The following is a 20013-nucleotide window of genomic DNA, read 5'->3' on the forward strand; positions in this document are numbered from 1 at the left end:
ACTGATCGTCGCCAAATCGGCGCCGATGGCAGCCTGACGAGAATGCTTCGGCGGCGGTTGCGGCCCAATCGCTGCCGTCTGCTCACGCGTTCGTAGCGCGCAGACGCTCTCAGCAGACGAAGTCGGGCGAGTTGGCCCAGAAGGTAAGGAACGACCACGTCTGTGCGGCGACGATGCCGTCGACCGTAATCTCGGCGCACTTCTGGAATCTCTTGGTTGCCGCTTCGGTGACCGGACCGAAGGATCCGTCCTCGAGCAGCTTGTCCCCTTGCATCGACAGGTTGAGGTAGCACTGCGCCTGCTTGACCGCCTCCCCCGACGAACCAAGCTTGAGCGTCGGGCGGTTGATGGTGAAGTTGCACGGTTGACTGTCCGTGGTGGTCACGACGAGTTCCCCTTCTGTGTGTGCGTGAACGCAGTCATGCAACGATGAACTTGACGACGGGTATAGCCATGACGTGCGCCATGGCAGGTCATGAGCTTGCCGCCGCAAGCAATCGCTCTGACCCCTCTCAGAGAAGCACGGGACCGTACACGCCGCGCGACAAGGAGTTCCGTCGGGGTGATGGCCTGTGAGTGCCCACGCTCTGGCCGGCCGAACTGTGTGCAGGTATCACCCGGCCGGGGCTTGTGGATCGTGGTGGGGTTCTCCCCGGCCGGGGTTCGGCCCTCCAACGGAGTTCAGTACGGCCTGGGCCTGCTTGTCGACGAATCTGGTGAAGAGTTGCTGGGCGTAGCCGAAAATGACCGCCCAGGCGAGACCTGAGCCGACGAGTCGAGAGCTCTCAGGCCGGGAACGCACTCCCCGCGCATGAGGAGCAGCCCGAGCAGGGCGGTGAGCGCGCCAGTCGGAAGCTTCAGCAACGCGACTGCGACGGGAACGTTGTGCGAGGTGAGGTGCCCCGGATTCGCCGCTGTCGACGCGACCGCGGCGAAAGCGGCGGCCACGAGCCCGATGAACTCGACGACGAGGTAGTCCCACCGGGATGCCACCTTGGCGTACAGCTCATCGACATCGCCACGGGTCTCACGGCTCTGGTCGGACGTGTCGCTCGCCGTGGGGCAGACGACTCCGATCCCTTCGGGCTGGAAACACAAGGTCGCCGTATTCGGCCACAGACTGCCGAATACGGCGACCAGAACGACAGTGACCGCCAGGGCGATGGATACCCCGTAGACGATGTACATGAAGCTGCGGACCCGCAGGTTCTCTCTCAGATGCGCTTGCCGGGCGATGGCCATCGCGTCAACGAGCACTTCGCGCTGTCCCTGGTCGAGATCACCGCCCTTCCGGGCCGCCAGCGTGATCTCCTCACCGTGGACTCTCCGCTCATCACTGACGGGGAGGTGCTCCCGGATGAAGGCCACCAGGCCGGTGAACGGAGCGCGCACCATGACCGGCGTGTACCCGGACCTGACCTGCTGGGGAAAAGGCATCGGCGGCGGCCTACCTGTCTCCGCGCTGTCCGGCCACCGCTCGCTGATGGAGCTCGGCGATCACGCCCGGCCACTTCGCGGCCGACCCCCGCTGTTCCTGCTCTCGACTACCCACGGAAGCAACGGTGCAGGTCCCGCCGCCATGGTCGCCACCGCTACCGAGATCGCTGCGTGGAGACGAAGCCTCTGTGCCCCGCCGACCCCACCGGCCTGACCGGCATCGGTCGCCGTCTCCACGATGTCGCACTCGCCGACGGTCAGGAAGAGGTCGCCAGCGTGTTGACCTACGTCTTCGGCGATGCGACCTGCCCGGACTGTGAAACGGGACTTCTCAGTGGCTGCTCAGATCAGTCCCAGCCGGCCTGCCACACTGGGATGATCCGGCCGCTGCTTCGATGAGCATGGCAGTATGGCAACCGTCGATTGAACTCGGCTTTGAAGCGTTCGAACTTCGCGTTTCGGCGAGTGCGAGCTTTCGCCAGTGCGGGGAGGCGTAGAGCGGGATCGTCTCGATGTTTCTGGATGGACGGCGACATACCGGCGCGGGTCGAAGGGTTGGACTCGGGCCGTTGACCGGAGACGGCTCATCGGGGACAAGCCTCAGCGGGACGGCCAAACGATCACCCTGAAATTCGCCGCATCAGGATCCACGCATCGCAACGTGAGTTGCTTGCCACGCCGCCGAGGTGTCCAGCCATGGTGGAGCAACGCCTCGCGGATGACAGCCGAAACCAATCCCGGCGCGATCACAACTCCGTGCTCGACCCACGTCACCATGCGCTGCCCGTCCGCTTCTCCGTGCACGACGACGATAGCCAGACCGGGCTCGTCGTTGGGCGCAACCACCCAGCGATAGCTGTCCCCGTCGACAACAATCATCCGCGTGCCCTGTTTCGCTATGCCCATACAGCGCAGAATTCCACAACTCGCACGGTTGAGGACACGGGTCTCCTGCTCCGCGCCGGAGCCCAGCCACCCGGCACGTACGGAGAACACCTGCCTGCCGGGCGCCTGTCCCCGTCGGGCGAGGGCGAGGTGCAGCTGGTGTGGCCTGAGCCGGAGCTGCCACCACCGTCCCGGCAATCAGCGCGGTAGCCGCTAAGGCTGAAGCGAAGCTCCCGGCGAACAGCTTCTTTGTCCTGACCACGAGGACTCCCCCTGGTATCTCCAGTAGTTGGTGGAAATTCAGCCTCTTATCCAGGGCAGCAGACACACCAGGACGCTTATCGGCCACATCAGACCGACCCCGAGATTTCGATAGATCTGAGTGGGTCTTCTGTGAGTGCTTAGTGGAGTCGTAGTGCTTGAGGGCGGTTATCCGGTTCCTGGGCTTCCGAACTGGCCGGGGATGCCGTGCCCTGAGTCCTCCGCCAACTTGAAGTCGCAGGTCAAGGCTGGTGTGACCGGCTCTTGGGGTGCTCACACTGGCCGTGGGGCGGCAGTCTGCGGAGTGGATCGTCTGTCAGCACGGTTGGCTCGACTAACTCCGCTACGACACCGCGCTCGCCCGAGGCTGGTCGATTGCCACCGGCGCCGTCAAGGGCGCCTGTTGCCACCCGTTCGGCGGCGACCGCCTCGACATTCCTGGCGCGCGCTGGGGACTGACCGGCGTCGAGGCCGTGCTCAGGCTCCGCCCTCTGATCGGCAACGGCGACTTTGACGCTTGATGGCGTTACCACCTCGTTCACGAGCACCGCCGTGTCCACCCGGATCCCGGTGCGCTGAGATCCGCCGTCGCTGCCTGATTGTCACCAGCGCCCCTCACGCGGTGGACAGTTGGGACAGGAAGGTGCGCACAGTGGCGGCGAACTGGTCGGGAGCGTCGCGATGCACGACGTGGCCGGCTGGGAGTTCGGCCAGCTGAGCCTGTCCGGCCCGACGGGCGATCATTTCCCGGGCATGGTCCTGCGCCAGTACAACGCTGCCCGTTCCCCGGATCAGCAGGGTCGGGCAGATCACCGACTCCCAGTCGCTCCAGTGGTCGCCGGTGAGGGCTTTGTGGGACAGCACTGTGTGATCGATGTCGAACGAGTATCCCCAGCCGTCATCGAACTGACGGAAGGAACACTCGAGATAGGGTGCCGTCGAGCCGAGAGCCGAGGCCAATGCCTGGCGGGACTGTGCATTGCGAGGCAGCCGCGTAGTCAACGACCAGTCGGCGTTCACTACGGCGCCGATGTCCTCGACGATCAGGGCTGTGACCTGGCCTGCGTGCCGGGCGGTGTATTGATAGGCGTTCACGCCGCCCAAGGAGTGACCGAGAACCGCCACCGGGCCGAGTCCCAGATGGCGATGGAAAGCCGCGATGTCAGCGACGTAGTCGGCCCGGTGATAGCTCTGGGCCCGGTCGGACTCACCATGCCCACGCTGGTCCAGAGCAATCACTCGCCACCGCGGCGCCAGCGCCTGAGCCAGCGGGGCGAACACCGACGCCTCGTTGTAATGCCCGTGAAACGCCAGCATCGGGAGACCAGAACCACCGAAGTCCAGAAACGACAACCGCTGCTGATCGACTGTGAAGAACTCACGCATGACGCGCATGCTAGCCCCGACACTCAGCTTTCCGTTGACGGTCCGGCATCGAACGCGACTCGAACGCGCAGTGCTGAAAGGACCACGTCGACGGCAAGGACGTCGTCGTGACCAGATGATCGCGGCGCAAGCCCCGCTCTCCAGGACTCCGTTGGAGAATCCTTTAAGGAGGAGAGCGCGCCAATGCGTTTTCGTGACATCCCCGCTCGACGGCGTAGTAGGCAGTCGGCGAGACGCCTGGCGAACGGTCAGGCGGCGCGGCAGAGCTCTGCGGGGCCGGTCGGGGCCGAGGTGCGGGCCACGGTCGCGTGCACGGGGTGGGCGGTGCGGACGGTGGTCGCGGCGTGCGCGTGGTTCCGCGCGAAGACGACGAGGCGCAGCACCACGAATCGCGCGATGCCGGCGAGTGCGGAGGCGGAGAGGTAGATGACCTGCTCGAGCGCCGCACCGGGTGCCGCCACCAGCTGTTGCAGGACGAGCATCGCCGTGCAGGTCACCGCGTACGCGGCTGCCGCGGAGCCGGCCGACTGTGCGTGCTGGCGCCGGGTCGCGCGTCCGCCGGCGCCGAAGGTGAAGCGGGCGTGCAGCTCGGTGGCGAGGAGTGTGGAAACCACGGTGATCAGGGCGTTGGCCAGGACCCAGGGAATCCAGGAGGCGACGGCCGTCACGGCGAAGCTGGAGGCGATCCCCACCCCGCCGCCGCAGAGCACGAAGCGGGCGAAGGCGCTGAAGGCGCCGGCCGCCACCTGCTCCTGGCTCTGTACTGTCTCCATGATCCGACCCCTTTGATGGCTCACCCCGCAAAACGCGCGCCCCTCGGCCTGCAAGGCCGAGGGGCGCGCTGCCCATGACACCATCATGGTGCACACATGGCGCCACGGCGAGCCATTTATGGCGCCATAGGCCCACGATCTGACCATGCCCCATAAAGCCCGCAGGTCAGAAGCCGCCCCCCTCCAGTTCCAACGCGACCAAATTGTTTGCGAACTCCATGGGTGGTCAGTAGCTCCCGAGCCCTCCGCACCCATTCAGCCCCTGCCGGTGATCGATGCGGCTGCAGTCGGGGCGCGTCAGGGGTGCGCAGCAGACGCAGGCCGACCTCGACCGCCGCCCGGCGAAGCACTCAAGATCCCGGTCGACCCGGAACATCTCGAAGTGGGCCAGGAAATCAAATGCATGCGCTAATGCGGCCATGGGGCCCGCCACCTTCCCCCACGACCTGGTGCAGGCCCAGCGAGACTGGTTTGCCGTCTGTGAAGCACTCGCCGCACCGCGTCCGCACGCCACTGCGGCGCTGCGCCGCCGCTTGATGCGGCTGTCCGCCCGGGTCTGGGGCCACCCCTTCTGGTCCTCCGGCCGGGGCCGTTCGCCGGCGGCCCGGGTGGAGCTGCGCCGTCTCGTCCGCTCACAGCAGCGGGAAGGGGCGGGAACGCCGTGAGGGATTGCCCGACCGAGCGCCAGCACCAGGTCCTGACTGTGATCCGGGAGTGGATCGCGGAGTATGGAGAGGGCCAGACCGTGAGGAGATCGGCGACCGGGCCGGCCTGTCGAGCACAGGGTCGGTTGCCTACCACCTCGACCGGCTGGAGGAGCACGGACCGATCCGCCGCGACCGGCGTTGGCGTTCGCTCCGCCTGGGAAACTGACACACCATGACGCCTCCGCAGCCGCCCGTTAAGGGCGACTCAAATACGGTGAGAGAGCCGGCGGGGCACCTGTACCAGTACGGTGGTTGCCCGGCCGCCGCGCGGCTCGGCCCGCCGGAGGTGCGCCGGCGAGGAGGACTGTTCCGATGTCCCATTGGCTGGGAATCTCGCGGAGTGGGCGCCTTCGCAACCGTCGCCGTTTCGTCAACCGGTGAGGACGCCGCCGGAGGAGGGCACGGGGGTGACCTTGTCGGGGGCCGGGGCCACCGCCTCCACGGGCTTGCCGAAGTCCGCGAGGTTCATCGTCACTGTGACACTGACCGGACCCATGGCGCAGGAGAGCAGGGTGCGGGCCACCCGTCCGTTCCGGTCCACCCAGACGTCCGCGAAGACGGGAATCTCACCGATCTGCTTCTTTCCGGCGGCCCACTTCGCCCGCATGTCCTGCGCCAGCCGGAGCGTGACCATGTCGTCCTCGAGGATGCCGCGGTAATGGACGGCGGGCGTGCCGTTCATCTTCTCCTCGCCGACCTTCGAGATCTTGCGCATGCCGGCTGCCTGGCGCAGGACGTGCTCGGGGTCGTTCAGCGGTGCGCGAAGCAAGTAGTGGGCCTCGGCCTCGTCCCGGGCGATCGAGCCCCAGGAGTCCCCCACCCCCAGGAACCCGCCCACGTAGACGGTGCCGTCGGTGAATACCTCGTCCACGTGCCGGGGGCCCGGTGCATCCAGCATGTCCACCGCCAGGCGGCCCTTGTCGCCCGCCAGGTCGAAGGCGCCCTTGACGGCGAGGGTGTAGGTGCGGGTGCCATCACCTATCTTGATCTGTTCGTCGATCCGGGCACTGGTCTTACCCGTGGCAGCCACGGCGGCCCGCACCGTCGGCCCGTGGTCCACGGCCGGAGCGGAGGCGGCTGCCTTCGCGGGCCGCTTCGGCTCATCGGCCACGCGGCCCCAGGAACACCCCGCGCACAGCAGGACAACGGCGCTGAGGGGGATGACGGAACGCCGCATTCATTTCTCCGGGAGGCTATGTGGTGACATGTCACAGACATCGAACACATGATCATACTTTCAGGATCCGGCGTGAAGTCGGGTGGGGGTGCGCCGCTTCCGCCGGCACCGGCCGCAGACCGACGGGCTCAGGCAGGCGGCACCTGCTCCTCGACTGCTCCTACAGGTCAAAGGGCCACTGGGCGGACACGCCCCGAACCACTCATGAGGACCGGACCTCTGGAACGAATCCCCCACACGGTATTGAATGACGTACGGGCTCGCTTTGAACACGAAGGCTCACCGCCCGCCAAGGTCGACCCCCGCGTGACCGCCTGCTGGTTGCGCATACCGCGACACGCCAATGCATGCGGTGCACCCCTACTACGCGGTGACCTGACCGTCCCCGTCCTCGGGGGCGCAGACCTGCCTGGCGAGATCGTTTTCCTGCGCAAAGTCGCTAAGGCAGACACATCCCCCAGATCCGCGAACTCGCCGTCCGCCTGGCCCGCCCAATAGCGACACCATGAGATCGGAGACCCTTTTCAACATGGAAATTCAAGGCAGCTGCAGCGACCAGTTCAGCGCAGTACGGGAGGTATTCGCCGACTCCCTGCGCAGCGGGGCGGACGTCGGTGCCTCGGTGGCGGTCTACCTCGACGGCGAACCCGTCGTTGACCTGTGGGGAGGGTATGCCGACCCGGCCCGCACCCAGCCGTGGCAGCGCGACACCATTACCAACGTGTGGTCCATCACGAAGACGATGACTGCACTGTGTGCCCTCCTCCTCGTCGACCGCGGCGAACTCGACCTCTGTGCGCCGGTCGCGAAGTACTGGCCCGAGTTCGGTACCGCAGGAAAGGACCGTGTCGAGGTCCGGCACCTGCTCAGTCACACCGCCGGCCTCCCCGACTGGGACCAGCCCATGACACTCGACGACCTGTGCGACTGGGAGAAGGCCACCACCCTGCTGGGCCGCCAGACGCCCCGCTGGTTACCCGGCACGGCGTCCGGCTACCACCGGTTCACCCATGGCTTCCTGATCGGCGAAGTCGTCCGCCGCATCTCCCAGCAGTCAACCGGCGCATTCTTCGCCGACCAGATCGCTGCCCCACTGGACGCCGATTTCCACATCGGCCTCCCCTCGGAAGACGACCACCGGGTCTCCGAGGTCATCCCCGCACCCGGCCCCGCACCCGCAGCCAACCCCCGCGTAACCATCCCGGTCGGCGCCTACGTGACCACCCAGGACACCTGGACCCCCCAGTGGCACCGCGCCGAAATCCCTGCCGCAGCAGGCTACGGCAACGCACGATCCGTAGCCGCAATCCAATCCGTACTCGCCTCCGGAGGCCAGACACCCTCCACCCGCCTCCTGTCCGAAGCCACCTGCCACACGGTATTCGACGAACAATCCCACGGCATCGACCTCGTGCTCGGCATCCCCCTACGCTTCGGCACCGGCTACGCCCTGAGCAGCGCCGACGCCCCCGTCAGCACACCCAACCCCAACACCGCCTACTGGGGCGGAAGAGGCGGATCACTGATCGTCAACGACCTCGACGCACGCATGACCATCACCTACGTAATGAACCAGATGACCCACCTCGGCCTCACCGACCCACGCGGCCAAAAGCTCCTCCAAGCCGCCTACAAAGCACTGCCACACTGACCCTGTCGGTTCATTCACACGCAGCGCTGACAACGAGCAAGCGTCAGTTGTTCATCTGCGCCCGGGGAGTCGAGGTCTGCGGCGAGGAGTACTGTCGCCTCCTCCCGCGACTTCTCCCGCAACCGCGTCCTGCCATGGGCGGGCCGTCGACCCAAGTGGCCGATGGTGACCAAGTTGTCCCGGGACCGCAACGGGCGGATAGTGCCCGGCAGTACCCGACTCGAAGGCCATAGCACCGTCCACGGTGCGCCTTCTGATACGGCCTGAGGGTGCAGACCGCCTCTGCCCGCCCCCGAGCCGACGCCGGCCACCTCCACCGCACCCGCCCCGCGCAACATGCCGGAGACCGGCGAGGTCCAGATTCCGGAGAAGGTCCCGGGCGGAGCCCCCCTGCTAACCGCACGCGCGTGGGGATGTTCCCGCCATCCCGGGTCGGCGTCGACCTCTCCAACTGCTCCCCGCCTACGTGGGGGGGGGACCCGGGATCGCGTTCGGCATGGACCTGGGGTCTTTCCTGCTGTCGTTGCTGGGCTGATGGCGGTGATTCAACCCGTCGGGTGAACGGACCGGCCGTTGCCTGGCCACCGGGTGCTGAACAGCGGGGCGGTTCTCAAGCGATCGCCCGGCCTTCGTGCGTTAGAAGACGGGCGGCCTGCCGGCGAGGGTCAGCCGTGCCACGGTGCGCCAGCTCATCGGCGTCCTGGTACCGCAATTGGTGCGCACTCCTTCTCGGAAGCCAGCCAGGGAGGTGCGCAGGACTTTGAGGTCACGGAAGCGCCACAAGGTCAGCAGGGTCCAGACGGCGAGGTTGACGGGTACCAGGACGCGCGGGAGGTTTCGGCGAGCCAGCCAGACCCGGTTGCGGGCGTTCATCCGGTAGAACATCGCGTGCCGTGCTGGGTTGGTGGCCGGGTGGTGCACGGTCACGTCCGGCAGGTAGTAGCCGGTGTATCCGTGGTCCCAGCATCGCCAGGCGAGGTCGATGCCCTCGTGGAAGAGGAAGAAGTGCCCCGGCCAGCCGCCGACGCGCTCGAACGCCTCGCGGCGCATCAGCATGATGCCTTCGGCCATAACGGTCACGGTGCCCGGGCGTGTGGCGTCGGCACGCAGGCGGGGCACCCAGCGGCGCAAAGTGACGCCGGTGTCCGGGTCGGCGATGCGCGGCTGTACGTACGCCAGGCTGGGGTCCTGCTGCAGGCGGGCGGCGAGCCGGGCAATACTGTCCGGCTCGGGGAGGATGGCGTCGTTGTCGAAGAACAGCAGCAGGTCGCCCTTGACCCTCTCGGCTCCGACGTTGCGGCCTCCGGGGATGCCCACGTTCTCCGGCAGCGCCACGGTGCGGACGCCGGGCGGTACAAGTTCTGGTTCGACGCCGTTGCCCACCACGACGACGTCGAGGTCCACCCCTTCCTGGGCCAGGAGCGAGTCCATAGCCCGGGTGAACTCCTCTTTGCGGTCGTTCATGGTCAGGACGACGGCGCCGATCGTCGGGGGCGGTGTACTCAACGGTCGCTTCCTCTCCCGGGGTCCTGTCGCGGCAGCGTACACACCAGAGGGCCGCCGACGGCGCCGCCGTTCACTCCCGCGTCGCCTGGACGCCGATAGCCCGGCGTCTGCCGGACACCGGCAGGCGTACGTGGCCTGCGGCCTTTCCGGTGCCGTGGCAGGCAACGTTTGCCCTGTCGATGGCCGTGTGTAGGCGCCGGTCGTCGGCGTGGCGGTTTCGCCAGATGATGTAGCGGCGGATCATGCTGCCCTGCTCCTTGTTGGTCGGCATGGTCGGGTGCCGTCGAGGGTGACGTAGCGCAGGGCGGTGAACTGGGCCTCGATCCGGTTCAGCCAGGAGGAGTTGGTCAGGGGGTAGACGATCTCGGTTTGCTGGCCCGCAGCAGTCGTCGCCCCTCGTCGTCATCACAACACGGTGACGGAGAAGTGGGACGCCAGCGCGGCCGGCCATCAGGCTTTCTGCAGCTTGACATCAGTAATGCGGCCTTCGTTGACTCCGGAGTTGTAAGGGGTACTGATTCCCTGGTCGACGGCATGCCGGTCTTCGCGCAGAGCTCCGGCAAGGCCGGCGAGAGGGGCCAGTCCGTTGTTTGCAAGGTCGTTCAACCAGCCTGGCAAGGGCGTCGCGTCACGGTTGTCGAGCATGGTGGCGAACCGGCGGACAAGGTCGTGGGTGTGCCTGAGTTCAGGGCACTGGTCGAGGAGCCGGGGCAGGCGACGCTGCTGTGTGGGCCGCTGCGGTCCGGATGGGTGGTGATCCAGCGGGCGGCTTCACACGGGGAGGGCGGTCGTCGTGTGGCCCGTCCAGGGGCAGGTCCCGTCTCAGGGGTACGACGTGGGCGGCGCATCACCTGGTTCCAAGGTCGCTGTCGAGATGGGTCCATTGGCCGATGCCCGCATCGACCACCGAAGTGATCATGAGGGTTGTTCGCTCGAGGGGCGGCAGTTCCGCGCTCGTACACGTGCAACTCGAAGCAAGAGGACCAGAAATGACCAAGGCAGACGACGGAAACCTGAAGCTCTCCTACACCGACGGGCGGCGTGCCACGATCGGCATCGATGCCGTCAACCAGGTCCTGCGCGCCGTGGGTGTTCACGTCAGCCAGACCCCGATTCCGGCGGAAGCGCACCCGATTCTGAACGCGTCCAGGACCCGGGCGCTCACGGAAGACGAGAACGCGAAACTGATCTCGCTGTTCAGCCTGCACCGCGGGGACCTGCTGGCACACGTCCAGCTGGCGGGGCGCGAGCCGGATGCGCACCGCGGCGGCTTCCTGAACCCCTCCGAGTACGGGGTCGCCCCCTACCCGAAGGTCTACGACATGAAGACCATGGATACCGACGCGCGGCACGCCGTGCAGGAGCGGTTCGGACGGCTCCACGTCAACAGCTCCGATCACGGTGTCGGCATCGACGAAGTGATGACGGTCGTCTCCGGCGGCCCGTGGACGTGGTTCTACCGGCTGCCCGACGGCGTGGTCGCCAAGCTGTCGGTGCCCGCCGTGGAGATCGGCGACGCGGCCTGGCGTGTCAGCTACCCCGGCATCCGCCCCCACGGCGCCTTCCTCGACGCCGAGCACGGCCTCATCGTGGCGTACGCCCACGGCCCCGAGAAGTTCGTCATGCGCTACGAGGAGCCGAGCGTGGAAGGAGCGGAGGCACTGGGCACGAACCCGTGGATCGACTTCAGCGGCGACGCCCCGCGGCTGCTGACCGAAATGACGTCCCATTGACCCGTACCCGAGGTGAACAGCCTGGCTGGTAGGGCTTGGTCAGGTCGATGTGCGTGTGGGTTTGTCGCGGTGGCTGGTGGGGCAGGTGCCGGTCCGGTTGCGAGGAGTGTCTGCAGGGGGCAGCCGCCTCCGCCCTCTCCAAGCCTCCTGTCCTGAGGCCGCTGGAAAGCCCGGACCGCTTTGGTCGGGATGGCAAGCTGGGCCAGCACCCTCTGCTTGCGCCGATTCGCGCCGCCGACAACGCCTCGCATCTCGGTCAGGCACGCGCGGCTGCCTGGCAGTTGGCCGACCGTCTTCGGCACGATGAGGGCCCGCATCACCCTCACACCGTTTCGGCTGACGAGCTACAGTCCCACTCCGCGCCGACCAGCAGCGGTGGGCGCTGGGAGCGGTCCGCCGCCCGATCGTCGACGACAGCCGCGCGGCCCGCGTCGGGGAGCGCGTCGGCACTGTCCGGGACGTACGAGATTTCGCCGTAGCGGAAGAGGTGACGCGCCAGCCGCCCGCTCCCGGGCCGCTGGCCGCGCACGTGCCCATCAGCGCTCATCAGCGGGCCGTCAGGACGCCCGCTTGCCCAGGGGCCCGGCAGACTGATGCCGCCACGGGGTACGAGCGTTCCCACCCGCACGATCCACTCCCGCGCGTGTGGCGGCAGACCGATCACACGGGCGGCAGCCTGCGGGCGAAGACGTTGCCGTTCGCGCCGAAGAGCACGGTCGTGCCGGTCCCGTCCACGAACGGGGAGGAGGAGGGCCAGGAGGTCTGCGAGCCGTCCCCGGCCACGCCGACCCGCTCGATCCCGCCGGTCCGCAGATCGCGCCGGAAGATGTCCGAGACGCCGTTGGTGTCACCGGGAACCAGACTGTCGGCGCCCGAGGCGAAGAACACCGAACGGTTGTCGGCCGTCATGGTGGCGCGGAAGGAGTCGAGGACGGTTTTGGTGCCGGGCAGCGGAGTGGCCACCTTCGTGACCGTCCCCAGCCGCAGATCGCGGACGTAGAGCTCCTTGTGCACCGCGTCCGGGTCCGTCCCGTAGCCGGGTTCGAAGATCCTGTACATGGCGTACCGCCCGTCAGGACTCAGGGTTCCGTCCGGGGCCGCGTCGCGCAGCACGCCGGCGGGGTCGACGCTGGCGCCCTGGATCCGGCCGGTGCGCGCGTCGTACACGTAGAAGGGGAACATGTGGCGTGCCGGAGGAGGCTTCGAACCGGCGAGGGCCGCGGGGGTGGGCCGTGCGTCGGCCGCCTCGGGCGGCCGTGCGGCGGGGGTCCGGCCTCTGGACAGCAGGTTGGTCGCTTTCGAACGGAAGCCGATGGTGGTGCCGTCCGCGCTGATCACCGGCTCGTAGGACGTGTTGTCGGCAGGGGAGCCGTCGGCGCCGGCTGTGACCAGTCGGGTGGTCCCCTTCCAGCGGTCGGTGACGTAGATGTTCCGGCCCGGCCCGGGCTTCTCGGCGGGCACCAGGTCGCTCCGGTCGGAGGAGTACGCCACGTACCGGCCGTCCCCGCTGATGGCGGGGCTGTGGGAGCTCCCGCTCCTGTCGCTGCCGGTCGGGCTTCCGCCGGCGACGAGCTCGGTGTGTCCGGTCCGGCGGTCGCGGACGAAGATGTTCGAGCCGCCGTTCGCGGGCTGTCCCGCCACGACGTCCTTGGCATCGGAGCTGAACGCCACGTACCTGCCGTCGCCGCTGATTGCCGCCTGACTCGTGGACCCGTTCAACTGCGAGCCGTCGTCGGTGACACTGACCCGCTCGGTACGCCGGGTCCGTAAGTCCCGGACGAACACGTCGTACAGGCGGTTGGTGTCGCCGGGCACCAGATTGGACGCCAGGGATGAGAAGAGGCCGTATCTGCCGTCCGCGCTCAGCCCGAGCGGTTCCGACCAGTCGTCGGGCTGCGCGCCGCCGAGGCCGAGGCTCACCTGGACGGTGCCGTCCCCCTCCGTGTCCGCCTGCACCGGTGCGGCTGCCCCCGCCAGGACGAGAGTCGCGAGAAAGCAGCTCCCGCGCCTCAGCCGACGCCCTCTGGCCCCGCCGTTCGTCCGTCTCGCCAGTCTCGTCCGTCTCACGATGATCTGTCCTCCCCTGTGGCCGGGCCGGCTCGCGTTTGCGCCCCGGACGGCTCCGGCGAAAATGATCCAGTCCGTGCGCGATTCGCACATATGATCTTTCCACTCATATCCTTCTTCATACGGGGGACTCTGCTCTGTGACCGCATCTCCGCGCGCGCTGCGCGCGTTGGTCTTGCTGGCCTGCTTCTATCTGGTCATCCTCGTCGTACTCGGCGCGCTCGTCGGGACCGATGTCGCGGCCTGGATCTGGGCGCCGCCCCCGGTCGCGATCAAGGTGACCCTCGTCTCCGCCTTGCTGGGATTCCCGGTCGTGCGGGGCGTCTTCGCGCTGGGCGCGAGCACCTGGGACGAGAGGGAAGCGCTGCCGGTCACCGAGACCGAGCAGCCCGAACTATGGGGCACCGTACGCTCGTTGGCCGAGCGCTCCGGGACCCGGCCGCCCGACGAGATCCTCCTCACCGGGGAGGTGAACGCGGCGGTATCCGAGGACGCCCGGTTGCTGGGCCTGTTGCCCGGGCGACGTCGCCTGTACCTCGGCGTGCCGCTGCTGAGCGGCCTGAGCGAGCCGCAGCTCCACTCGGTGATCGCCCATGAGCTGGGCCACTACGGCAACGCGGACACCCGCTTCTCGGGCATCACCCGGCGCGGCCGCGACTGCGTGCTGCGGACCGTTGCGGCATTCCAGGAGCAGGAGCGGAAGCGGATCGGCAAGGAGCGTTCCCGGCAGGAGAAGGCGAACGCAAAGCGTCGGCGCATGGGCAAGAAGGCTAAGGGCGTCGACACCGGACGCACCGGGCTCCGGTACCGGCTCATGGCCAAGCCGTTCCAGGCGTACGCGCGGTTCTACCTGCGGGTCACCAGCGGCGTGGGCCGGCAGCAGGAGCTCGCCGCCGACCGGATGGCGATCCGCGTCGCGGGCCGGGACGCGACGGCCTCGGCGCTGCGGGAGATCGCGGCGCTCGACGCCGCCCACGACTTCTACCAGAGCCGGTACGCCCTGCTGGGCATCGAGGCGGGCCTCCTCCCGCCGCGCGGTGAGGTCTTCGGCGGTCTGCGCCATCTGCTCGCCGACCCCCGGTGCCGGTCCACCCTGGCGGAGCTGCGCGGCGAACTGCCGGCCGAAGAGGAGTCCCCGTACGACTCGCACCCCCCGGTGGCCGAGCGGGTGCGGCTGATCGAGGCGCAGCCCGACGACGGCCGTGGGACGGGCCCGCAGCGGCCCGCACTGGCGCTGCTTCGCGACGCCGAGCGGGTGCTGATGCAGCTGGAGGACGTCCTCCTCACACCGGAGGCCCTGGCCATGGAGCGGGCGGAATGGCCGGAACTGGCGCACAGAGCGATGCACGCGCGGGCGACGGCGGCCGCCGGGTCGCTGCGGACGGCACTGGCCGCCGCGGGGATCGCCGCGGGCAGCGCGTCGGGCGCCCTCGCGGCCCTGCTGGACTCCGCCGACGCGGGACGACTGTGGCTGGTCGCGGGGCACTTGCCCAAGTCGTCGGAGGCGGCACAGGCGACAGGCCGGGCGGCGCGGGAGTTCCTGCGGCCGGCGCTGGAGGCCGGGACGTACGGGCTGGCGGAGCTGGCACTGGTGGAGAGGGCCGGGGCGTACTGGGAGCTCTCCTGGTCCGAGCAGGTGCGGCTACGGCTGCCGGGGACCGCATACACCGGTGACACGCAGGAGGCGCCTGAGGTGGAGGAGGCGCTGACGGCCGCGGTGCGGGCGGCCACCGCGGACACTCCGGACACCACGCCGCTACGCACGCTCCTCGCCCACTGAGCTCGCGGACCCGCCAATCCGCACCTCTGCACCTCTGCACCTCTATTGAACTCACGACTGATCGGACCGTAGAACCCATGTCAGGGAAGATCCTCCCGTTCGTCATCGTCACCGTCATGCTCTGCTTCTGGCTGCGGTCCAAGAGGCTCGCCAAGCGCGCGGAGAGACTCGCCGCCGAAATCGGCGCGGACCTGCTGCCGCCGGAGCGCCAGAACACGGACCGGGCGTACCCGGACCCCGAGGCGGAAGCCGTGCTGGCAGCCCTCTCCCAGGGCGATTGGCAGCCCGCCGCCCAGGCGCTCACCGCCACGGGCACCGACTGGGAACGCCGCTCCTACCTCGTCGGCGTCATCGCGAGGCGGGCGGCCGACGACGACACCTGGCTGCGGGCCTGGCAGGCCGCGCGCCCCGACGACCCGGACGCGGCCGTGGTCCACGCGGACGCCAAGGTGTCGCTGGCCTGGCAGATCCGTGGCGGGGCCTGGGCCAAGGACACCTCCGCCGAGCAGTTCGCCGGCTTCCACCGGGTGCTGAAGGAAGCCAGGGAGGACTTCGACCGTGCCACGTCCCTGGCCCACCCCGACGACCCGACGCCGTACGTCCTTCAGATCCCGCTGTACATGGGCCTGAGCGCCCCGCACGAGGCGCTGCACCAGCTGTGGGCCGAGGTCACCGCCCGCGCCCCGTACCACTACCAGGCTCATTGGCGCGCGCTCCAGTACTGGAGCGCGAAGTGGTGCGGCTCCGCGGACCTCGCCCGCAACTTCGCCGCGCAGGCCGCGGCGACGGCTCCGCGCGGTAGCCTGCTGACGATGTTCCCGCTGGTCAGCTGGTACGCACACAACGACGACGAGGCCCCGGACGAGGCCTACGGCTGGCCGGAGATGATGGCGCTGACCGAGGCCGCCCTGGCGGATGTCGCCGCGGCTCGGCCGGACCACCCCAGGGCCGCGGAGGTCCGGCACCTGCTGGCCTACTGCCTGACCAAGCAGGGCCGCCATGAGGCCGCCCTGGAACAGTTCCGGCTGGTGGACGGCTATGTGGAGGCCGTTCCGTGGCGCTATTACGACAACCCGGCCGAGGCCTACTGCCGCGTCAGGGACGTAGCGCTGAAGGGCGCGGCAGCGTCGAGGCTCGCCGGCTGAGTCGTCTCGGGATAACCGGCGGCAATTCACTCACGTCCAGGCGCGTCACCGAACCGCCGGTGGATTCCACGGCTGTGGTGATCGGGCCGACCGAGGTCCCGCTCGCCGGAGCCCTCCGGCCGGACCGTCATCGAGTATGACGGCACACGATCACCAGGTCTCCACGTGGTGCGTCGGCCGGACGCGGCGCGTGGACACCAGACTGCTCCGGCCGCGTCTGTGCTGGTAGTGAGAGGTGCCCGCCCCTCACGGGCGGCACCGTCGCCCGCTGCGGGCGGTCGGACCGCCCGCAGCGGAAGGGTTGGCCAAGCAATCGGCGGTGCATGCGGGACCTTGGTACGCGCGCTTGGCGGGGAGGCCAACGTGACAGGCACCATCGCGACACACTCGGCCGGGCCGGTTCGCCCGGAGCGGTGCCGCCCGAGCTGGTCGCGGTTCTTGCTCTGCAGCAACTCCCGTCAAGGAGTGTCACCGACCAGTCCCAACGACGCCGGTCGCCGGGGAGCGGGTCGCACCGGTGTCGATCTCGTCCCGTGCCCAGCCGGTGATGTCGAACAGCGGTAGTCCAGCGGGCCCCGACCAACTCGGCGTTTACGGCGTAGAACAGATCACGTGGGACTCGGCTTGTTTGAAGATGTTGCTGGGGTTGTTGACCACAACTGTCCAATTGTCGGGCTGCGCAAATGAGGACAGTACGTCGACCCCCGGAGAGTTGTTGAACCCTCCGCCCGTCGGCACGGTGCCTGGGTCGCACGGCACCCTGATGATTGCCGTCTCCCCTGGGCCCACGTTCCTTTGGACGGAATGTCGGATGAACGGCGCCTTCACGGCGGCGCCGGAATCTGCCTGCGCGACCGCAAGACCCAGCCCTCCAGCGAGAATTGCAGTCGCCAGGGCGATCGAGGTTCGTCTCATCTCAGCCTCCGGGCCCACGAATGGAGATGCCTGTACCTCTGAACTGCCCGTGCTCCACCAGACGGATGCAAGCCGTCACCCCAAAGGAGCAACAGCAGACTCGTCCAGTGCCACTCTCCGCCGCCACCTCGCACCTTGGCGAAGAAGAACTGCCCTTTCAGGGCCGGGTCAAGTTGACTGCGTGGTCCGTGCCTCGGCTTCGGGCTGTGGCTGGCTGAGGCTGGCGAGGAGCCGCAGAGTGATGCCGGCGTCCGAGCCGGGCGGTGCGCTGTAGATCATCATGGTCATGTCGGGGTCGTCCGGGGCGCGCATGGCCACGTAGTCGAGGGTGAGGTCGCCGAGCTGGGGGTGGGCGAAGCGCTTCTTGCCGCGGGTCTTGCCGTGGACGTTGTGGTCGGCCCAGAGGCGGCGGAAGCGTTCACTGCCCAGGGAGAGCTCGCCGATGAGGCCGGCCAGCCGGGGGTCGTCCGGGTGGCGGCCGGCGTCGAGGCGGAGGTTGGAGACGGTGTCGCGGGCCTTGAGCTCCCAGTCCGGGTAGAGGTCCTTGGAGGCGTCGTCGAGGAAGACCATCCGGGCCATGTTGCGCTCGGCGGCCGGCATCGCGGGGAAGTCGGCTATCAAAGCCCGGGCCATGTCGTTCCAGGCCAGGATGTCCAGGCGGCGGCCGATGATGTAGGCGGGGGCGGCGGTGAGCGCGTCCAGGGCCTGGCGCATCTCGGCGCCGACCTGCTGCGGGCGGCTGGGGCGCTTGCGGCTGGTGGTGGGGCGGGCGAGGTTGCGCAGGTGGGCACGTTCGTCACCGTCGAGGCGCAGTGCGCGGGCGACGGCGTCCAGGACGTCGGAGGAGACGTTGCGGGCCCGGCCCTGTTCCAGGCGGGTGTAGTAATCGACGCTGACGCCGGCCAGCAGGGCGAGCTCTTCGCGGCGCAGGCCAGGCACTCGGCGCTGACGGCCGAAATCAGGGACGCCGACGTCTTCCGGGCGCAGGCGGCCCCGCCGGGTCTGCAGGAACTCGCTGAGCTGCTGTGCACGATCCATGGTCGCAGTGTTGCGGATGTCCGGATCCTTCTGCCTGGTCCTGGCAGACCCAGGCAGGCAGGACCGCGGTTGATCGCAGCCCTGGGTGGATACGGGGCGGGCGCGCAGCATGGATGTCGTCCGCCCGACGAACAGAATCGCAAGACCCGAATCAACTGGAGTTGCCTCATGTCGAACACCCTCACCCTCGTCGCCGGCTTCATCGCCAAGCCGGGCCAGGAGCAGCGGCTGCGGGATGAGCTCAACGCGATGATCGCGCCTTCGGTCGCCGAGGAAGGCTGCCTGGGATATCAGCCCTTCGCCGACCCCGATCGGCCCGAGCGCATGATCATCCTTGAGGAGTGGGTCAGCAGCGAAGCGCTGGAGTACCACTTCGCACTGCCGCACTTCCAGCACGTCGCAAGGGTCCTGGACGAGATCCTCGCCGAGCCCTTCACCCTCCGGCGACTGACCGACATCCCCACCTGACCACCCGGCCCTGCCGTCCTGCCGCCCTGCCGCCCTGCCGTCCTGCTGCACGAGCCTGCTTGGGACCCGGGCCTGGCCCTTCACCCGTCGTTGTCGCTCTCCTTGTAGAGCAGCCAGGTGAAGTCGTCGAAGTAGGGCGAGAGGATCGAGGGGGCATTCTTGTCGGGCGGCCCGCTGATCACTCCGTTCACGGTGCCCTTCTGGGTAGCGGCATCGTAGCCGTCGTACCAGGGGCCACCGCTCGAGGTGGGCTCGAATCGGCAATCGACCTGTATTCGGGATTCAGGCGGGAACAGGAACGGCCGCGTCTGGCCGAAGCACTCGGCGGGGCTGTCGTGGTACAGGTACGACCACAGGGTGCGCGAGGCGACGAAGGGCGCGTTGACCATGAAGTCGTTCTCTCCGACCACCTCTCCGGCCTGTCGCCCGTCCTTGCCCGGATGGAGGATGAGGAACCCGTAGTCGTAGCGGAGGTCTCCCTTGGCGGCGTAGGCGTAGTTGACCATCGGCTGCTTGCCGGCGAACACCCCGTACGGGGGCGCCTGCCCCTTTCGGTGGCCTGGCACGAAGGTGAAGTCCTTGTAGTACTTCTCCTTGCCGCCTCCGCCCGCGTGCAAGCAGTGTGCCGCCGTGATGACCAGGTTGTGGTGCTTGCTCGGCACCAAGGCGGCCGCACACGCCTCGAGTTCGGGCGTGTGCATGTACAACCGGCCCATCCTCATGTTGGGACCCGGATTGACGCTGGCCTTGGGAGCGGCGTCCGCCCTGGCAGTGACCGGCTCCTGGCCCAGGGCCACCCTCAGCCCCGGCTGTGGCATCGCCCCAGGTACGGACAGCTCGTAGCCGACCGGAAACGCAGCCCTGTTCACACCTCCCCGGTCGGCGGCGGGAGCCGGGACCTGTTGCACCGCTCCGACAACGAGGGCGCCGGCGATGAACGCACTGACGAGTCCTCTCATGGCGGGGAGTGTGGCGTATGACAGGGCAGATGAGAATCCCTGGCATGGTCGAGACCCAACGACCAGAGGGTTCGAGCCATTCATGGCCCACCAGGGGTTTCCCGGACAGACCCACCGTGGAGTGA

19 protein-coding genes and 2 pseudogenes are annotated in these 20013 nt (G+C 68.3%); 8 read left to right on the plus strand and 13 right to left on the minus strand.

Annotation, left to right across the window (positions count from 1 at the left end):
• Nucleotides 1-109: 109 nt before the first annotated feature.
• From FHS38_RS20570 to FHS38_RS20580, 3 genes are all read right to left on the minus strand, one after another.
• Nucleotides 110-385: a peptidoglycan-binding domain-containing protein gene (locus FHS38_RS20570; protein WP_184735445.1), complete on the minus strand. Its 276-nt coding sequence runs from the start codon at nt 383-385 to the stop codon at nt 110-112.
• 296 nt (nt 386-681) lie between these two features.
• Entirely contained in the window at nt 682-1395 is a 714-nt protein-coding gene (locus FHS38_RS20575; RefSeq protein WP_184735447.1) for a hypothetical protein, read from the minus strand.
• Between the two features lie 642 nt (nt 1396-2037).
• Nucleotides 2038-2343, minus strand: a complete 306-nt coding sequence (locus FHS38_RS20580) for a hypothetical protein (protein ID WP_184735449.1) — start codon at nt 2341-2343, stop codon at nt 2038-2040.
• Between the two features lie 578 nt (nt 2344-2921).
• On the opposite strand from FHS38_RS20580, the pseudogene FHS38_RS35520 reads away from it, so the two are divergent.
• Nucleotides 2922-3101 (plus strand): annotated as a pseudogene (locus FHS38_RS35520) (ISKra4 family transposase); the annotation flags it as partial.
• 97 nt (nt 3102-3198) lie between these two features.
• Here the strand turns inward: FHS38_RS35520 and FHS38_RS20585 are convergent.
• Together FHS38_RS20585 and FHS38_RS20590 are read right to left on the minus strand one after the other, a co-directional pair.
• Nucleotides 3199-3969: an alpha/beta fold hydrolase gene (locus FHS38_RS20585; protein ID WP_308433550.1), complete on the minus strand. Its 771-nt coding sequence runs from the start codon at nt 3967-3969 to the stop codon at nt 3199-3201.
• A 248-nt stretch (nt 3970-4217) separates the two neighbouring features.
• Nucleotides 4218-4742 (minus strand): GtrA domain-containing protein, encoded by a 525-nt coding sequence (locus FHS38_RS20590; RefSeq protein ID WP_184735453.1) that lies wholly within the window; start codon nt 4740-4742, stop codon nt 4218-4220.
• Between the two features lie 419 nt (nt 4743-5161).
• On the opposite strand from FHS38_RS20590, the gene FHS38_RS20595 reads away from it, so the two are divergent.
• Both FHS38_RS20595 and FHS38_RS20600 read left to right on the plus strand, forming a co-directional pair.
• The gene (locus tag FHS38_RS20595; protein WP_184735455.1) at nt 5162-5407 is read left to right on the plus strand and encodes a DUF8825 domain-containing protein; all 246 of its coding nucleotides are present in this window, start codon (nt 5162-5164) and stop codon (nt 5405-5407) included.
• Nucleotides 5408-5456: 49 nt separating this feature from the next.
• On the plus strand, nt 5457-5615 hold the full coding sequence (locus tag FHS38_RS20600) for a LexA family protein (protein WP_229822631.1): 159 nt from the start codon (nt 5457-5459) through the stop codon (nt 5613-5615).
• 204 nt (nt 5616-5819) lie between these two features.
• Here FHS38_RS20600 and FHS38_RS20605 read toward each other — a convergent pair whose 3' ends face one another.
• Nucleotides 5820-6626: an SCO4651 family lipoprotein gene (locus FHS38_RS20605; protein ID WP_184735458.1), complete on the minus strand. Its 807-nt coding sequence runs from the start codon at nt 6624-6626 to the stop codon at nt 5820-5822.
• 505 nt (nt 6627-7131) lie between these two features.
• On the opposite strand from FHS38_RS20605, the gene FHS38_RS20610 reads away from it, so the two are divergent.
• Complete coding sequence (locus FHS38_RS20610; RefSeq protein ID WP_229822630.1) at nt 7132-8277, plus strand: serine hydrolase domain-containing protein; 1146 nt, start codon at nt 7132-7134, stop codon at nt 8275-8277.
• A 636-nt stretch (nt 8278-8913) separates the two neighbouring features.
• On the opposite strand, the gene FHS38_RS20615 is transcribed toward FHS38_RS20610, so the two are convergent.
• From FHS38_RS20615 to FHS38_RS34885, 3 genes and pseudogenes are all read right to left on the minus strand, one after another.
• Nucleotides 8914-9783 (minus strand): glycosyltransferase family 2 protein, encoded by an 870-nt coding sequence (locus FHS38_RS20615; protein ID WP_260420832.1) that lies wholly within the window; start codon nt 9781-9783, stop codon nt 8914-8916.
• Nucleotides 9784-9943: 160 nt separating this feature from the next.
• A pseudogene (locus tag FHS38_RS36140) lies at nt 9944-10185 on the minus strand (IS630 family transposase); the annotation flags it as partial.
• Between the two features lie 48 nt (nt 10186-10233).
• Nucleotides 10234-10428: a hypothetical protein gene (locus FHS38_RS34885; protein ID WP_221495184.1), complete on the minus strand. Its 195-nt coding sequence runs from the start codon at nt 10426-10428 to the stop codon at nt 10234-10236.
• Between the two features lie 344 nt (nt 10429-10772).
• Between FHS38_RS34885 and FHS38_RS20630 the strand changes: the two genes are divergently transcribed.
• Nucleotides 10773-11516, plus strand: a complete 744-nt coding sequence (locus FHS38_RS20630; RefSeq protein ID WP_184735462.1) for a hypothetical protein — start codon at nt 10773-10775, stop codon at nt 11514-11516.
• Between the two features lie 322 nt (nt 11517-11838).
• On the opposite strand, the gene FHS38_RS20635 is transcribed toward FHS38_RS20630, so the two are convergent.
• Both FHS38_RS20635 and FHS38_RS20640 read right to left on the minus strand, forming a co-directional pair.
• Nucleotides 11839-12063 carry a hypothetical protein gene (locus tag FHS38_RS20635; RefSeq protein WP_184735464.1) on the minus strand — a complete coding sequence of 75 codons (225 nt, stop codon included), beginning with the start codon at nt 12061-12063 and terminating at the stop codon, nt 11839-11841.
• A gap of 113 nt (nt 12064-12176) precedes the next feature.
• The gene (locus tag FHS38_RS20640; protein ID WP_184735466.1) at nt 12177-13472 is read right to left on the minus strand and encodes a TolB family protein; all 1296 of its coding nucleotides are present in this window, start codon (nt 13470-13472) and stop codon (nt 12177-12179) included.
• A 250-nt stretch (nt 13473-13722) separates the two neighbouring features.
• On the opposite strand from FHS38_RS20640, the gene FHS38_RS20645 reads away from it, so the two are divergent.
• Both FHS38_RS20645 and FHS38_RS20650 read left to right on the plus strand, forming a co-directional pair.
• Nucleotides 13723-15363 carry a M48 family metalloprotease gene (locus FHS38_RS20645; RefSeq protein ID WP_184735468.1) on the plus strand — a complete coding sequence of 547 codons (1641 nt, stop codon included), beginning with the start codon at nt 13723-13725 and terminating at the stop codon, nt 15361-15363.
• Between the two features lie 77 nt (nt 15364-15440).
• Nucleotides 15441-16508: a hypothetical protein gene (locus tag FHS38_RS20650; RefSeq protein ID WP_221495185.1), complete on the plus strand. Its 1068-nt coding sequence runs from the start codon at nt 15441-15443 to the stop codon at nt 16506-16508.
• Nucleotides 16509-17591: 1083 nt separating this feature from the next.
• On the opposite strand, the gene FHS38_RS20655 is transcribed toward FHS38_RS20650, so the two are convergent.
• A complete protein-coding gene (locus FHS38_RS20655) occupies nt 17592-18461 on the minus strand; it encodes a helix-turn-helix transcriptional regulator (RefSeq protein WP_184735470.1) in 870 nt (289 codons plus the stop codon).
• A gap of 168 nt (nt 18462-18629) precedes the next feature.
• Here FHS38_RS20655 and FHS38_RS20660 point away from each other — a divergent pair, with 168 nt between their 5' ends.
• Nucleotides 18630-18929, plus strand: coding sequence for a putative quinol monooxygenase (locus FHS38_RS20660; RefSeq protein ID WP_184735471.1), 300 nt, complete (start codon nt 18630-18632; stop codon nt 18927-18929).
• A gap of 80 nt (nt 18930-19009) precedes the next feature.
• On the opposite strand, the gene FHS38_RS20665 is transcribed toward FHS38_RS20660, so the two are convergent.
• Nucleotides 19010-19888 (minus strand): trypsin-like serine peptidase, encoded by an 879-nt coding sequence (locus FHS38_RS20665; RefSeq protein ID WP_184735473.1) that lies wholly within the window; start codon nt 19886-19888, stop codon nt 19010-19012.
• Nucleotides 19889-20013: the final 125 nt, after the last annotated feature.

The organism is Streptomyces netropsis, assembly GCF_014203545.1.
Taxonomy (GTDB): Bacteria; Actinomycetota; Actinomycetes; order Streptomycetales; family Streptomycetaceae; genus Streptomyces; species Streptomyces netropsis.